This window comes from Psychrobacter sp. UBA3480, from assembly GCF_002377945.1.
Taxonomy (GTDB): domain Bacteria; phylum Pseudomonadota; class Gammaproteobacteria; order Pseudomonadales; family Moraxellaceae; genus Psychrobacter.
The window spans coordinates 1-17,201 of sequence record NZ_DFQV01000020.1 but is presented as its reverse complement, the minus strand read 5'-3'; the positions used below and the strand labels follow the sequence as shown (position 1 = coordinate 17,201).

General features: G+C 39.6%; 12 protein-coding genes. 5 read left to right on the top strand and 7 right to left on the bottom strand.

Going from position 1 to position 17,201, the window contains the following annotated elements:
• Positions 1-143 precede the first annotated feature (143 nt).
• Complete coding sequence (locus B2863_RS07345; protein ID WP_296208801.1) at positions 144-962, top strand: hypothetical protein; 819 nt, start codon at positions 144-146, stop codon at positions 960-962.
• Positions 963-1,295: 333 nt separating this feature from the next.
• Here B2863_RS07345 and B2863_RS07340 read toward each other — a convergent pair whose 3' ends face one another.
• Together B2863_RS07340 and B2863_RS07335 are read right to left on the bottom strand one after the other, a co-directional pair.
• A complete protein-coding gene (locus B2863_RS07340; protein WP_296208798.1) occupies positions 1,296-5,018 on the bottom strand; it encodes a P-loop NTPase fold protein in 3,723 nt (1,240 codons plus the stop codon).
• A gap of 57 nt (positions 5,019-5,075) precedes the next feature.
• Entirely contained in the window at positions 5,076-5,876 is an 801-nt protein-coding gene (locus B2863_RS07335) for a crotonase/enoyl-CoA hydratase family protein (protein ID WP_296208796.1), read from the bottom strand.
• 229 nt (positions 5,877-6,105) lie between these two features.
• Here B2863_RS07335 and B2863_RS07330 point away from each other — a divergent pair, with 229 nt between their 5' ends.
• Positions 6,106-6,861, top strand: a complete 756-nt coding sequence (locus tag B2863_RS07330; RefSeq protein WP_296208792.1) for a LysE family translocator — start codon at positions 6,106-6,108, stop codon at positions 6,859-6,861.
• Positions 6,862-6,948: 87 nt separating this feature from the next.
• Positions 6,949-7,986 carry a 23S rRNA (adenine(1618)-N(6))-methyltransferase RlmF gene (gene rlmF, locus B2863_RS07325; protein WP_296208789.1) on the top strand — a complete coding sequence of 346 codons (1,038 nt, stop codon included), beginning with the start codon at positions 6,949-6,951 and terminating at the stop codon, positions 7,984-7,986.
• A gap of 110 nt (positions 7,987-8,096) precedes the next feature.
• Here rlmF and B2863_RS07320 read toward each other — a convergent pair whose 3' ends face one another.
• From B2863_RS07320 to dnaA, 5 genes are all read right to left on the bottom strand, one after another.
• Positions 8,097-8,720: a manganese efflux pump MntP family protein gene (locus B2863_RS07320; RefSeq protein ID WP_296208787.1), complete on the bottom strand. Its 624-nt coding sequence runs from the start codon at positions 8,718-8,720 to the stop codon at positions 8,097-8,099.
• 126 nt (positions 8,721-8,846) lie between these two features.
• A complete protein-coding gene (gyrB, locus tag B2863_RS07315) occupies positions 8,847-11,462 on the bottom strand; it encodes a DNA topoisomerase (ATP-hydrolyzing) subunit B (protein ID WP_296208786.1) in 2,616 nt (871 codons plus the stop codon).
• A gap of 510 nt (positions 11,463-11,972) precedes the next feature.
• On the bottom strand, positions 11,973-13,184 hold the full coding sequence (gene recF / locus B2863_RS07310; protein ID WP_296208783.1) for a DNA replication/repair protein RecF: 1,212 nt from the start codon (positions 13,182-13,184) through the stop codon (positions 11,973-11,975).
• Between the two features lie 137 nt (positions 13,185-13,321).
• Positions 13,322-14,497, bottom strand: a complete 1,176-nt coding sequence (dnaN, locus tag B2863_RS07305) for a DNA polymerase III subunit beta (protein ID WP_296208781.1) — start codon at positions 14,495-14,497, stop codon at positions 13,322-13,324.
• Positions 14,498-14,657: 160 nt separating this feature from the next.
• The gene (gene dnaA / locus B2863_RS07300) at positions 14,658-16,097 is read right to left on the bottom strand and encodes a chromosomal replication initiator protein DnaA (RefSeq protein ID WP_296208778.1); all 1,440 of its coding nucleotides are present in this window, start codon (positions 16,095-16,097) and stop codon (positions 14,658-14,660) included.
• A gap of 590 nt (positions 16,098-16,687) precedes the next feature.
• Here dnaA and rpmH point away from each other — a divergent pair.
• A complete protein-coding gene (gene rpmH, locus B2863_RS07295; protein WP_007394757.1) occupies positions 16,688-16,822 on the top strand; it encodes a 50S ribosomal protein L34 in 135 nt (44 codons plus the stop codon).
• A gap of 179 nt (positions 16,823-17,001) precedes the next feature.
• On the top strand, positions 17,002-17,201 hold a 200-nt coding region (locus tag B2863_RS07290), incomplete at its 3' end, for a ribonuclease P protein component (RefSeq protein ID WP_296208775.1).

Below are 17,201 nucleotides of genomic sequence, written 5' to 3'. Positions count from 1 at the left end.
AATAATGCTACATTAAGGTTTCGGACTCTATCTATCATAAAGTTATTTATGCCAGAGTGCGCTGATGTTGCCATGATTATAATCTATCAGCATCTACCCAAACTATCTCATAAGCCATCAAGGCTAACAAAAAGGAATGAAGAATGAAAATGGACTTGTTACCGAAATCAGTACTAAAGATTAGTGCCCTCACCTTTGCCATTGCCGCAACCGCTTCTTGCACTGCTATGGCAACAGGAACTGACCATCAAACTGCAAACGCAACTAGCAGCACCGCTATCACTCTTGGCAACGCTGCCACAACTAGCGGCACCAATGATACCGTTGCCATAGGTAGTCAGGCCAATGCAGGTCTAAACTCAGCTACTGCCGTTGGCGGTCAAGCCAACGCTGCTGGTCTAGGCTCAACCTCTATCGGTTGGCAATCTAAAGCCACTGCTGAACGTGCGCAAGCTTTTGGTCATCTAGCCAATGCGAGCGGTGTACGCTCTACCGCTGTCGGTGAGGCAGCTATGGCAGGTGGCAATAATGATACGGTTGCTGTCGGTAACAAAGCCAATGCAGGTCTAAACTCAGCCACTGCCGTTGGCGGTGAAGCCAATGCCGCTGGTCTAGGCTCAACCTCTATCGGTTGGCAGTCAAAAGCCACCGCTGAACGCGCACAAGCGTTTGGTCATCTAGCCAATGCAAGTGGTGTACGCTCTACCGCTGTCGGTGAAGCGGCAGCAGCTCAAGGCGCAACTTCAGTCGCGGTCGGTAATAAATCTATGGCAGGCGGCATGAACAGTATCGCTATCGGTAACGAGGCAAAGGCGTCTAAAGACAACCAAGTCGTCTTAGGTAACGCTGGACAAGTGCAGTCTAGTACCGCAGCACAATCAGGTACGGTCAGAATCGTCACGATCGATGACAACGGCACTTTGGGTACTATGATGGTTGACTACTACCAAAAAGCTAAATAATTATAGTTGAGCAGTTGACACTGACGCTGTTGTAGTCAGTCATACTAGATAAAACAAAGAACCTCGCGATTGCGAGGTTTTTTTGGTTGGTAGGGTTAGCTTGTTTGATGATGTTTTGAAGTGCCGCGCTAGATTCTGTGGTTAACAAAGTTATTATGAAGCTGGAGCCAATCCTGCCATCCGCTATTATCTGCTTATCTAGGCGTGGCGCGGCCACGGTTTGGGGCATTCCTGTTTGGTCACGAGACTACCCAAAAACCTAGCCTGCGCAACACGCCTATTCAAGCAGGATAGCCGCTACTGTCAGGGCTAAAACTCTCCTCGAAACAACTATCATGATATAGTCTTTTGTAGCCTAGTTTCATAAAACTTAGTTCTAAGCGCTTTTTTTATTTCTTTAACTGTGACTATTATTTTCCTTGCATATAAAGCATCTAAAAGTGTTTTATTCTTTTGGTTTATATCAAATTTTGTTTTACTATCTTTATTGAGTTCATCAAACGGTTGACCAATCAAAGGTAATAAACTTAATATTTCAGTACTACTCAGATAGCTTATCTGGCTTAGCAACATATACTGAACCAACTCTTCTTCACCACTATCCTTAATATTATTGTGCAGCTCATTAGGAAATTGTCTATCATCATAGATATCTATAATTTTTTTACCTGAGTAAACTAAAATGTTAAGAATACCGTCAGGGTACTCTTTTATAAAATCTTGTTTCTGTACCTTATTGAGTTTCTGTGAATATATAATCGTTATATAGTCAGAAACCCCCATCTCTTCAATTAGCTCTCCATTAACAATGGATAAAATGTGATGCTCTACGAAAGCAGTACTTAAGTCTTTATTATCAAAAGATTTAACTTGGTCCCAGTTTTCTTCACTCAATGCCAGTATATCATTAGAAATTAACGATAAAACTTTATTCTCACTTAGTTCGGCAAAGTTGATATTAGCCCATCTGAGCATTAGTACTTTTATAACTAAACTATATTCAGAGTCACTTAAATCTTCACACTGTATTAACTCTCTTTCTAAAGCGTCTTGAACTTCATACCTATTCAATAAAATATTCTTATAATTGCCGTATTGTTTACTTAGTAGTTCAGCATTAATATTTATAAAACCAACCAAACTCTTAGATAATTTTTTATCGTTGCTTATAAAATACTTGATAATATTTTCCCAGTTTGGATACGCAACACCATACTTAAATAAGTAATCATGTAAATCATTTTCAACTTGATCTATGTCGATGATCTTTGTTACAACAACTAATAGTAACCTTTCTTTGTTATCTTCTGACAGGTTCTCTTCGTTTAATAGCTTTACAAAAATACTCTCATCTTCATATAACTGTTTTTCATCTTCCAAGTAGGTAGTGAGTAGATAAACATAATCATTTATATTCCCCCAAAAATCTTTAACTAAATAACTGATTTCAGAATCACATATTGTTGTTAATGGTGAATCTCTAAGTCTACTTTCTATTTCATTTGACGATAATGATAAGTTATATATTAAGGCAGCCTTGATTATATCCAACTCGACAGAAAAAAATCCTTGTTCACCAAGCCAGTTGAATAGATCAAGGTTTGTAACATCTAGGAGAGAGAATTTAGGTTGTATGGAAAGACTAAGCTGTTTGAATTTTTCTTTATTCCCTGACAAAGAATCCATTAAAAAATCAATATAATCCTCTCTTCTAGATAAAAACCTATTAAGCTTTGCAGTTAGATAGCTAGAGGTATCTAAAATATCAATACCATACCTAATAATTTTTGAGTAATTATTAGTTGTTTGTTCGTCTTCAACATCATCCAGTATTTCATCAAAAACACTATCATCTTGCTCTATAAGTATAGGAATAAGTAAGCTTAGATAACTGACGTCCTTATTGAACAAGATAGCTAAAAACTCAACTGAGATATCTGATTTATCACAAACTTTATGTAAAAAATTCTGCTTATGCTTCACAAACTCATTAGTCTGCAACAAATATCCCAGCATGCTAATATTTAAAACACTAGATGTATTCATCTCATCTTCTGATAAGTAACTTGATAACAGTTCGACTTGATGGGTTAACTCTAGCTCAAATTTAGGCATTTGACGTCCATTAACAACCATCGCATAGCTTTTATCTGATCTCGATATAGACGACTCAAAAAATAGAGAAATATAATCAGGATAGTTCTCATTAATATAGCCATTTATAATAAAAAACATTAACTGTTCAGGAATATCTGGTATTTCTTCGTCCTGAAGTAGTTGTTTTATATCTATATCCTGAAGTAGATTCTTTATAGTATTATTTTTAATAGTGTAAAGCTGCTCATTGAGTCTGCTTAAGCTATTAGATATCTCTTTTTGCTCCTCGTTGATTTTAGCTCTTATAATAGCTAAGCGCTCACTATAGATGAGCTGCGAATTAGTTGAATCCTCAACATCCGAAAACGACACATCGCTAGAACTAAACCAGTAGGAGTTATTATTTTCGGGATTAAAGTCAATATTTTTATCTTTCACACTTTCAAGCTTTAGAAATACATTTTCGTCATACTCATCAATATTAACTGTCTCACCATCAACCTTTATGTATTTAACAACATCATGTTTTTTGCGAATCAAACTATTTAAATAGTAGCTATAAACAGCATTAAGCTCATCAATAGATAATAGCATTTCATTTGAAAGCTCTGACTTCCTTCCCTCTAGTTCATGAATGTTTTCAGTAATTTCCGTTATCTTTTTATCTATCAAACTGAGTTTTACATCATTAAATATATTGTATATCAGACCCCTGTTCGAATTCAGTTTTGAAAAATCGTTTGGATAGTAGTTTTTATATACAACTATAGCAAAAACTTGGTTCTTATCTAGCTGTAAATATTTTAAATGATTATCGTAGTCTTGATATTCATTTAAAATATTTTTCACCAGTCTCATATCATCAAAATATAAACAAGTATTCCTCAGAAAACGTTTATCTATATCTTCTACCACTTCTTCATAGTTTTTTTGGATCAAATCATACGCATTCGTTGGATTGATAATCGGAATAACAGGGATAATATATTCAAAGAATTTACTTCTCTCAGTATCAGTAAACATATCGTCTTTAATAGCATATAAGAAAACCACTCTATCTTCACAATACTTGTTTATCATAGAGTTGAGTTCGCGCAGCCTTACAAAAATTTCGTTATTATTGAACCGATCTAAATCTTCAATGATGACAACATTTTTTCCAGTAGCTTCAAAAAAATATAAAATTTCATCTAAATGATCGTTAAGAATAGACTTTTCTTTTTCATTCTTTATATTAAATTCTGAGTTATGAAAGTTAAGCTTAATCTCAGATAATTCAAAAGAGACACTTAATAACTTATATAACAATAATATAAAGCATATCAAAAAGCACCAAAATGCTAATTTTGGTAGCCAATTAGGTAGGGAGTATATAGCTTCAATATAATCAACCTTATCAAAAAATACTAATCCACTTATAATTAGTATTATTACTAGCAAGGCTGTAACCTTATTCGTTAAAGCATTACCAGTAATTCGTTTAAATCTTGATAAGGGAATTTTATTTTGAGGTACAGCATAAAAGAACTGTTGTAGTATGCTTCTTTCTATAAGCTGAATCTGCTCAGGCGTTAACTCCTCTTCTATTTTCATATCACTATTTTTTTCATCAATAGCATTTGATTCTTTGTCATCTGACAAAGCATCTTTATTGATCTGAAAAGAAGAAAGAGAAATATCTAAAAAATCCCATTGGCTATTTTCTTTATATTTTCTCTTAAAGGTATTTAAGATACTACTTTTTCCTGAACCATATATTCCTGTTACAGCTATATTGAAGACACTTTCTTCATTCAGTGCAGATATTAGTCTATTCTCATATTTTTCATAGCTCTCTTTTTCCTCTCCTTGATCTAGATTATTTAGAGGTGATAAAGAATGAACACCATGTTCATTCTTTACTTCTAACTTATTGAGCTTCTCTAATCTAATTCTATGGTTGAATACTACTTTCTCCATTTCTCAAATGTCCTTGTCTAGTAATATGCTATAGAATTAGTTTTTAAAGCTTTCAATCTAACGCCCCTTAAACTCAGCCTCACGTCTCTCAACCATCGCCATTACACCTTCTTTGGCATCTTCTGAATGAAACAGTGGCGGCAGATAGCTATGGATATTGGCCAATGCAGTCGCTGCACCATTACGGCTGGCATCTTGTGCTGATGACAATGCTCCTCTCACACCCAAAGGCGCGGCTTTGCAGATCTCTTGGGCAAGCGTTAATGCACGCTCATATTCAGTGCCGTTTGCTACCACTTCACTGACCAGATTCAGCCTATCAGCCGTTTGCGCATCGAATGCTTTACCAGTAAGCAGATATGGCATGGCTTTTTGCCAGCCAGCAGCGGCTACAAAACGTACCGTCGCCCCGCCAAATGGCATAATGCCGCGCTGGACTTCCATCTGTGCAAAGTTACAGTTATCACTAGCGATGACCACGTCGCTGTTTAGCATCAGCTCGATAGCCACAGTGAAACAAGTGCCTTTTACCGCGACGACCACAGGTTTGGTACGTAGTTTTCCACTAATACCCCATGGGTCGATTTGATCGTCATTAAACTCAAACACGCCATCGTTTAGCTTGTCTTGTAGCTCGACTAAATCTAGCCCAGCAGTGAAGTGATCTCCATGGGCAAATATTAATGCACAGCGTAAGTTGTCGTCTTGCTCGTAGCGAGTCATGGCATCAGACAGTTGGGCAATCATATGACTGTCAAAAGCGTTGCGTTTGTTGGCACGATTTAGGCCGACAAGGCAAACATGGCCTTGCGTGTTATAAGTGATGCGGTTTTCTGTGGCGTTACTATCCGTAGTCATGGTTCCATCCTTGTTAAAGTAATCATTGGCATGTAATGAGTGGTTATATAGTCAAATCTCGATAATTTATGTGTAGAGATTGAGTGATAAGTCACCTTTAATATAGACATCCTCGTTCTATAACACAAGCAATAGAGATGACTCGCATAGTGCAAAAATCGATAAAAGTTGACCTCATTTACGATAAGTGCAACTATGTTGCAGGTCTAAATATGGTTCAGAGTATTTTATGGAATTTTGGCACGGTTTTTTGCTCATCACTAGCGTACACCTATTAGCTGCGGCCTCACCTGGCCCTGATTTTGTCTTAGTCTCGCAGCAGACATTAGCAAAAGGCCGACGCACAGGTTTGATTTGTAGTCTCGGTATTACCTTAGGTCTTGCCGTACACATAATCTATTCGGTGCTAGGACTGGCAACGGTCATCGCACATTCGCAGCCACTATTGACTACGATTAAATGGCTGGGCGGTGGCTATCTGATTTATCTCGGTTGGCAAGGCATCCAAGCAAAGCCTAAAAAACCAGCAGATTTAGACACAGCTCATCTTTCAGAAAAAACACATCCTTTGGAAAAAGCAGACACACAAGTAGATTCAAGCGCTCACTTTTCACAAGATGCACTTACTAGCCAAACCATACCTACAACCAAAGAAACCACTATCGAGAAATCGCCTAGTAATGACGAATCTACCTTTGCTACGTTGCGTCGCGGATTCCTTTGTAATGTTTTTAATCCAAAAGCACCTGTCTATTTTGTAGCTATCTTTACTCTTGTATTGTCGCCTGACATACCGCTTTGGCAATTGGCTATTTATGGTGTATGGATGATGGTGTTACAGATGGCATGGTTTAGTACGGTCGTCATGCTACTCTCTATCCCTGCGGTACATCGACGCTTTCAGCGTTTTGAACATTGGATAGACCGCGTATTGGGTACAGCGATGATAGTATTAGGGCTTAACTTGATATTGCGCCATCGATAAGCGACCGATAAAGCGCGGATAAACAATTAGCAACCTGCGAAATCTGCTACACTGGTTACTTATATCCATATATCGTAGCCTGACATTATGACAAGTAAGCCCATGACCCGTAACCCTGCAAATAGTAAACACAGAAACAGATCTCCTGCGACCGCGAAGAAACTCGGTCAGCTGCACCCACGCAACCCGCACCAAGGTCGTTACGACTTTGCGGTATTGACTCGCGCTTTACCTGAGCTTGCTGACCACACCATTACCAATCCTAAAGGTGAGTCGACGATTAACTTCTCGGATCATCAGGCCGTTCGTGTGCTAAATAAAGCACTATTGGCGAACTATTACGGGGTTAAATTTTGGGACATTCCTGAAGGCTATCTATGCCCGCCTATTCCTGGACGTGCCGATTATATTCACTATATCGCAGATTTATTGGCGCAAACCACTCACGTAAATGCTGATAATACACCGCCAACGGGCAAAGAAATTCACGCCCTTGATATCGGTACTGGTGCGAGTGCTATCTATCCTATCGTCGGTAGCCAAAGCTATGGCTGGCGCTTTACAGCAAGTGATATTGACCCTATTTCGGTCAACACCGCAGCGCTGATTTGTGAAGCCAATCCAAAGCTAAAAAGTGCGGTCAAGGTAAAGCTGCAGCCTGAGCCTAAATTTATCTTTAAAAACATCATTGGTCGTCAAGATTATTTTGATGTCGTGGTTTGCAACCCTCCGTTTCATGCTTCATTAGAAGAAGCGATGGAAGCCAATAGCCGCAAGCAGCATAATTTGCAGCGCCATCGTGGTAAGAATGAAAGCGAGCAAATCAGCCGCCGTTCAACCAAATCAGGCAACGCTGCGCAAAACCTAAACTTCGGCGGTCAGCACAAAGAGCTATGGAGTGAAGGTGGCGAGATTGCCTTCTTGACTAAGATGGCAAAAGAAAGCCAGAGCTTTGCTGAGCATGTGGGTTGGTTTACTACTTTAGTGTCGAAATCTGAAAACGTTAAGCCATTGCAAATATTATTAAAGCAGCTAAACGTCGCTCAAATGCGTATTATCGAAATGAGCCAAGGTCAGAAAAGCACTCGCGTACTAGCTTGGCGCTTTGACACTGACGAAGAATAATCACTAAGTAAAATTACTAATTCGAGTTTCACGTGAAACAAAAAAGCACCGCTTTGATATTCAAAGCGGTGCTTTTGTATAAATACTCAGTAAAAATCTAAATATATTAGCTAAAAAAACATTACTTTTAGACCAATTGCAATAAGCACGATACCGCCCAGTGCTTCAGCTTTATCCTCTAGCCATGTTCCTGAGCGACGTCCCAAATAGACCCCGAGCCAGCCAAATATAGCGGTTACTATAGCGATAATAAGGCAGGCTAACCACGCGTTCAGTAACAATAAATTCAGCGTAAACCCTGCCGCCATTGCATCAATACTAGTTGCAACTGCTAACGTAAACATAGTGCGGTGATTGATATGTCCATGCTTACTCGTGGCTGTTACTGTATCACTATCAGTGTTAATAGCATCATCATTGACGTCCAGATCATCACTGTCAGCATCTTCCTCATCCGCAGTAAATACTTCGTAAAGCATCTTTCCACCGAGAGCGATAAGAATAATACCCCCAATCCAAGGGGCAGCCGCTGCCAACCAACCCAACATTGCCGCACCTAATAAGTATCCGATAAGAGGCATTACGCCCTGAGCAATACCAAAGTAAAGCGCAGCATAGATAGCCAAGCGCAGTACATATTGATGACTATATTTTTGAGCCTTAGCACCCAACCCTATTGACACTGCAAACGCATCCATCGCTAAAGCAATAGCGAGTAAAATTACTTCAACCATTTGATTCCCACAAATTATAATTATTAAGTAATAGCAACGCTAACAAATGAGTTTCACGTGAAACAAAAATACCGCCTTGAATATCAAAGCGGTATTTTTATAAATTGTCAGTAACCAATTTCAAATTTAGATATCTAAGTTCGATACTGTTAGTGCATTCTCTTCAATAAAGATACGACGCGGTTCAACGTGATCACCCATCAAGCAAGTAAACATATGGTCAGCGGCGATAGCATCTTCGATGGTGACGCGTAGCATACGACGGTTTTCAGGATCCATCGTTGTATCCCACAGCTGGTCGGCGTTCATCTCGCCTAGCCCTTTATAACGCTGGATAGCTAGACCACGACGCGCATCAAGCATCATTTGCTGCCATAGATAATCGAAATCACGTACTGGGATATCTTTCGTTGTTCCCGCAGATGCTTCACGGCGGATAAAAGCATCGCTCTCAAGCAACGTATTCCATTCACTTGATAAACGTAGCAGTTTGCCATACTCACCAGAGTTGATAAAGCTAGCATCTAACAGATAATGGTGTGCTAGTTGATGCACATATACTGTGACGCGTGGCAGCCACTGAGCCTTGGTAGATAAAGCCTCACTATCTGACGCTTCACCTTCTTCAGTACCTACTACTGGCGTCATACCCAATAGATCTGCTGCGGCTGCATCCATATTTTTTGGCTGCGGCGCGTGGATATTAACCAATTCAATCTCAGGGCTTAGATCGCTACCGAAGTGATCCAGCTTAGTCTGCATTGCTGCTTTCCATTCCTGCATGGCAGACTCATCATAAGTCATGTCAGTGCTAAGTTTTGGCGTATGCGTCAATGCGTCCAAAATCACCGCTGGGAAACGAATCTGCAGACGCGCCTTGATCAACTGAGTTTGGTTGTAGTCGTTAAGCAGTGTCTCAAGCGCTTGACCAGTAATCGCAGGCGCATCGGCACTGATATGCAGCTTGGTATTGTCAATTGTTGAAGACAAGAGATAGGCTTTAAGCGCTTCGTCATCTTTGAGGTACAACTCTTGACGACCTTTTTTTACTTTGTATAGCGGCGGCTGAGCAATATATACATAGCCGCGCTCGATTAATTCAGGCGTTTGACGGAAGAAGAACGTTAATAGCAACGTACGAATATGCGATCCATCAACATCGGCATCGGTCATGATGATGATTTTGTGGTAGCGTACTTTATCAGGATTATACTCATCAGGACCAATACCACAACCTAATGCAGTAATTAGGTTACCCACTTCAGCAGATGATAGCATCTTGTCAAAGCGCGCACGTTCGACGTTCAGAATCTTACCTTTTAGTGGCAAGATTGCTTGCGTTTTTCGGCTACGACCCTGTTTAGCTGACCCACCTGCAGAGTCACCCTCCACAATATATAGTTCAGATAATACTGGATCTTTTTCTTGGCAGTCAGCCAATTTACCAGGCAGACCTGCAATATCCAAAGTGGTCTTGCGACGTGTCATTTCACGTGCTTTACGTGCTGCATCACGTGCACGTGCTGCATCGATAATCTTATTAGCAATGGCTTTACCAGCACCTGGATTCTCCAGCAGATAATCGTTGAACTTATCATGCATCGCTGATTCGACAGCAGATTTCACTTCGCTTGATACTAGCTTGTCTTTGGTCTGACTTGAGAATTTTGGATCTGGCACTTTTACAGAGACAATTGCAGTCAACCCTTCGCGAGCATCATCACCCGTTGCGGCTACTTTCTCTTTTTTGAATAAGTTTTCGCGATCCATATAACTGTTCAGGCAACGCGTCAATGCTGAACGGAAGCCAGATAAGTGAGTACCACCATCTTTTTGCGGGATATTGTTGGTGAAACACAGTACTTTTTCGTTATACGTATCTGTCCACTGTAGCGCGACTTCTACGCTGATACCATCATCTTGCTGGCTGGTAAAATGGAATACTTCGTTGATACCGTCTTTACCAGCATTGATATAGCTAACAAACTCTAGCAAGCCACCTTTATGCTCAAATTCATGACGCTTATCAATACGCTCATCAGTCAAAACAATACGCACACCAGAGTTCAAAAATGACAGCTCACGTAAGCGTTTTGCTAAGATGTCGTACTCAAAGATAGTACCAGTAAACACATCACTGCTAGGATAAAAACGGATTTGTGTGCCCGTCTGATCGGTTGCTTCCATCTGTTGGATATCGCTATCAGGTACGCCATCAGTATAAGTCTGATGATAATGATAGCCTTCACGCCAGATATTCATCTCAAGCTTTTGAGACAGAGCGTTAACTACTGATACACCTACACCGTGCAGGCCACCTGATACTTTATAGCTATTATCATCGAACTTACCGCCTGCATGCAATACGGTCATAATAACCTGAGCCGCTGATACACCCTCTTCTGGGTGGATATCAACAGGCACACCGCGACCGTTATCCATCACACTGACAGACTCATCTTCGTGAATAACGATATCAATCTGATCACAGTGACCAGCAAGCGCCTCATCGATAGAGTTATCCACTACCTCAAAGACCATATGATGCAAGCCTGTGCCATCATCGGTATCACCGATATACATACCAGGACGCACACGTACGGCCTCTAACCCACGCAATACGCGAATATCTTTAGAACTATAATCAGAAGGCAATACTTCTGAAACTACCGTAGGCACAGCTGCTTCAGTAGTACTGTCGTCTATCAATTGCTCGTGGTCAATAGGTAATGAATCACTCATGTACATTCCTTAATCTAGCCATAATCAGCCATTTACGATTAGCGCACTTACAAACAGTCCACTATATAATGGCATCTTAGAATTAACGTCTATTATTCATAATCTAGAGTGCATATGAGCAGCTAAACCACTAACCACCGTTAGCCTCAAAAAAGGCCGCACAGAGATAAAATCAGTAAATTACTTATTAGTAATAGTCTTTGTTTTTCTAGCCATTGTTAAAACTATTGAAATAAATAAAATACATATTTATCAAATACTTATAGATAATTGAAAAATTGAAATCTTTTCTATGATGCTATCAGATAAATTGCTGAGCACAGGACAAAAATAAAGGGTTATTTTAACATTTTTTTGCTTCTAAGTCACTGTTTACTGAGAGTTTTACAGTCTGTGAAAGGTCGTCTTAACATAGTAACTGTTAGGACAAATAGTAGTGGCTGTAATACCAAAGAGTAAGAGATAAAATTAGATGAATAATCATCAAGAGTATAAATCAAAGATAGGATATTAGTCAGTAAACAGCACTTTACCTTGTTTCACATGAAACGTTTTTGGTTGTGACCAAAGTTCGTTAACTAAAGGTAAAATATCGTCTGTCAGACTGGTCATGAATACTTGGCACGGGAGTTGAGCTAGGGTCGATAGCAATATTTCTATAGCTCTATCATCCAATTCTGCAGTGATATCATCTAGAAGCACAACAGGTGTCGCTCTCGATGATAAATCATCATTGAGTGAGTCACTGCGCTCTCCATCGTTTAGCAACATTGGTAGTTGCGATAAGCGCAGTGCAGTAATGAGCAGTTTCTTTTCACCGCGAGACAATACATTTGCTGCCTGCTCTTTTAAAGTCGGTAATTTGGTTTGGATACTATTTGCTGAAGCTGCTGTTCTGGCATCTGTCGTTTGATCGTTTACAGAATCATCAGAATGCCAATGCACATGAATATCAGCACGATGATTGCCTATACGGGTATATCCCAATTGCAAATCCTGCTCTAACCGCTCATTAAGCTGCACATCTAGTGCGACACTGGTGTCGTAACCAGCGTTATAGCTTAGGCTCAGTTGCTCAGCGTAAGAAGGCAATAGCTGTACGATGCTCTTGGCAAAATAAGGCTGCCATTCAGTAAATACTTGCTCTCGATAATGATGAATCAAAGCAGCATGATTACTTAACCCTTTATCCCATGATTTTAGCTCAGCCAGCTGTACTGGTGTTAAGTGACGAGTGCTTTTTAGCAAACTATTGCGCTGTTTTAGGAGACGTTGATAAGCCATCCATTGTGGATGAAACCCTTGTTTCATGTGAAACACTAACCAATCTAGCAACTGTCGACGGCTCGCACTTCCCTGCTCCAACATATCCATTGACGATGGATCTATCAGTAACGTAGGTAGCTGCTCTGTCAAGATACTTTGGTTGTAAACAGTGGTTTGATTGAGGCGTAAGATGGTCGTAGCATCTGCTTGCTTTTGAATAGCTAAAGTACGACTATCATTGAGCTTAGCATGAACAGTTGTGTTATTTTGATGATGCTGGATATAACGTTTAGGCTGGTGATGGCGAAAGCTCTTACCTCTTGATAACAAGAATATAGCTTCGAGCAACGAGGTTTTACCGCTGCCATTTGCACCGATAATAATGTTGCAAGCAGCAGGCTCTACACTAATTTGAGTAAGGTTTCTAAGATGGGATATTTGTAGACGTTCAATCATAGTATCGATAGCCGCCCATTAAAGCCTGCTTATTTAGCAGGCAAAAGTTTATTAAAACCAATATATAGTACTGAAAATAAAGCTCTTTGAAACGTACTATTTCTATTCAATTTTGTTTGTTTCTAAAGAAAAAAGCATTATATACGCATTGGCATAATGACATACTGATGAAACTCATCATTTAGTTGATTGACCAATACAGAGGCATTCGATTGGCTCATATGCATTTGTAAATCGCCTTGGATAACGCTTAATACATCTTGCAGATAAGCAGCATTAAATGACAACTCCATTGGCTCACCTTGATACTTAGCTTGTATCATCTCGACTGCTTCATCCTGCTCAGCATTATTAGCACGTACTTCGACCATGCCATCGCTAGCAAAATTAAAGACCACACCACGAGATTTTTCATTACTCAAGATGGCAACACGACGTAGAACATCTGTCATTTTTTCCTGACTAAATAAAGCCAGCTTGTCAGTATTGCTCGGCATCACACGGCGATAATCAGGGAACTTACCATCAATCAAACGTGCGGTAAATGTTACCATTAGATCTTGGCTGACCTGTCCTGCACTATCTACATCACCAAATGGCAAACTTACTTGTAAAAACTCTCGGCCAAAACTTAGGGTAACTGCGTTGTCTTGATCACCCAACATTTTACCAAGCTCAGAAGCTAAACGCTCAAGCTCAATCACTGCCTTACGCGGCAAGATAGCTTGCATATTGAGATCTGCGCTTACATTGATAACACTACGGGCTAATGCCAATCTATGACCGTCTGTTGCTACCGTTGTCAGTTGCTGCTGTGAAACGTCAAACAACATACCTGTTAAGTAGTAGCGTACATCTTGAATTGCCATTGCGAACTGTGTTTTGTGAATCAAATCTGTCAGACGATTACGGCTAATGGTCAGAGGTGTGATATTTTCAGGGTTACCCAAGCTCGGATAGTCTTCGCTTGGCAATGTTCCTAATGTAAAACGACTCTTACCACTAGTTAATAAGCAACGCTCATTTGCTTGAGTTGCTAGATTAACTTGCGCTTGGGCAGGTAGCGATTTACAAATATCTTTTAGCTTAGTTGCAGGAAGCGTCGTTGTACCTGCTTCTACACAAGCACCAGCAGGCAATTTCAATGTCGATGTCAGCTCTACCTCTAAATCTGACGCTGTTAAGATAAGCTCAGATTCCGATAGCTGTAGCTTGATATTACCTAATATAACCATATTGTGGCGTTTATCAGCGGCTTTGGCGATCAAGTTGATAGCTTTCAGTAACGATTCTCGATTGATCGATAATTGCATGCTTAGTTACTCTTATTTGAATGATTCTTTTATAAAAATTTGTCGTAATGACTTAATAATACCTTGTCTGCTGACGATAATCTACAAAGCATCTGTGGACTTATATTTTCGATATTATAAACCATCTGTATCTACTAGAATACAACGATATCTGTCGCTTTTATCCTGCCTGTAACATCAGAGCTAGGGTTTTATAATCCTTATCAAATGCAGGGTCTGCTGTTCTTAACTCATTTACTTTATCGCAAGCGTGCATCACCGTCGTATGGTCGCGTCCACCGAACGACTGACCAATTTCAGGGAAGCTATCGCCTGTTAATTCACGCGACAAAGCCATCGCTATTTGACGTGGTCTTGCAATACTACGCGTACGTTTACGCCCCATAATATCTTTGACCGTGACATCATAGTACTCAGCAACTATCTTACGGATGTTATCCATATTCACTGCCTGCACACGCATCGCAACGATGTCTTTTAGTGCGTATTGCACCATCTCAAGAGTAATCTGTGCCCCTGTTAAGTTAGCATTGGCAAACACCTGATTTAGGGCACCTTCTAAACGTCTGACATTAGACACCACATTTTGCGCAATGAATAGCGCACATTCCTTTGGTAATACCATACCGTAGGAGGCTGCTTTTTTCTGCAGAATTTGCACTCGAGTATCGATCTCAGGGGGATCAACAGCGACCGTTAACCCCCAAGAAAACCGTGATCTAAATCGTTCATCAAATTCCGTCATTTGGGAGGGATGTCGATCAGAGGCTAAAATAAGTTGTTTATCACCACTAGTAAAATCTGCAAATAATGTTAGAAACTCATTACTACTTTTAGTCTTTCCTGCCAATACATGAATATCATCTACAATTAATAAATCTACTTTTTTTATTTTCTTTTTAAAATCTTCTATTTTATTATTTCTTAATGAATAAACTAATTGGTTTATAAATTTTTCAGAAGTGAAATAATAAAAACTTTGATTATTTTTTAAATAGCGATGAGCTACAGAATGCATTAAATGCGTTTTTCCCAATCCAGAAGGGCCATATATAAATAAAGGATTGTGACGATTTTTCGATTGGCGCTTACCAAGCTCATAACAAGCCTTGTAAGCCAAGTTATTGGACTTACCTGTAACAAAGGTTTCAAAAGTAAATTCGGGGTTCAGATAGCTTAATGATTTTGTATCAGCAGACTCAACTGGCTCATTATGACGCATGTTCGCGTCGATATCTGCTTTTGCGTTGTTATGGTGAATAGATTCAAATTTATGTTCGGATGGGGTAGGGGAGACGTCGTCTTCTACAAACAAAGAACCTGATTGACTGTTATCTTCTGCATTGCGGCCAGCATTATCAACACGTACAACGACCTCTTCAATACTACCTTGACTGTGTTTGGTCACCAACTGCTGAATATCTTGAAGATGATTCTTCTTGATATACGTCACAAAATAATCATTGGGAGCAAGAATAATCAAAGTTTGTGCTTCTTGATGAGCTGACAGAGGTCTCAGCCACATAGTAAACACGTTGTCTTTGACGTTATAACGCAAATCGTTTAGACATTTATCCCAAATATTTGCTGTGTCTATCATGAAAAGTACTGACCTTGTAATCTGAAATAATAGTTATTTTTTAGCAATATAAATTGCTACCTAAGCCTCGATATTACGCGTAACAACTAACCAAAGAGTTCGTACTGATATCCTATACGAAGGTGTATATCAAGTAGCGCCTAATTTAACACAGATACCCTGTGGATAAAACCTTGTTTTTTGTGGATAAGACTGTGGACAGTTCTGTGCATAACTTTTACAAGCTAGTTATCCATATTTAACCCACAGTTTATCCACAGGCTTACCCATAGCCTAGTAAATTGATAATAAAAAGGAAAATAGACTTAACCACAGATAATCATAGTCCCAATAATAACAATACTATATTTATATTAATTAATTATTATTATAGTGTTTGAGCCAGCCTGTGGATAACTTTGTAAATTATAGAATATATAACTATAAAATTTGGTTAACTAGAAATAGGTTTTAAGGAAATATCTTTACTAGATTTGTATGAGGTATTTCCTATTTAGGGACAAAGCAAATTAGTTTATTGACCAAAACTATACTGAATGGTATAATCCTCCGTTATTACGAATTTAGTCCATTATTTTGATAGGTGAGTTATGAAACGTACATTCCAACCAAGCGTGATCAAGCGTAAACGTACTCACGGTTTCCGTGCTCGTATGGCAACTAAAAAAGGCCGTCAGGTCTTAGCTCGTCGCCGCGCTAAAGGACGTCATCGCCTTACTGTATAATCAGTAGATTGCGATAAGCATGGCTAACAGTGCTTGTTGTGTTCTTATTGTTTATAGATTGCGATAGTCAATCATCACAACTGACACTTAGCCATATATTAAAAGCGCCCACATAGGCGCTTTTTTTGTCTCTATAATTTGTTATTATTTCTTCTATCGTTATTCTACTAGGTTGTACTATGTCCAATACTCTATCAGATACACCTGCAGCTAGTTTCACTAAACAGCAACGCCTGCTTACCCCTGCAGCCTTCCGTGAGGTATTTGACGCACCTGAGCGCAAGATTCATCAGAGTCATTTAATGGCTTTTGTACGCGCCAACGAGCATGCACAGCCGCGAGTCGGTATGGCTATTACTAAGCGTAAAGTACCTACTGC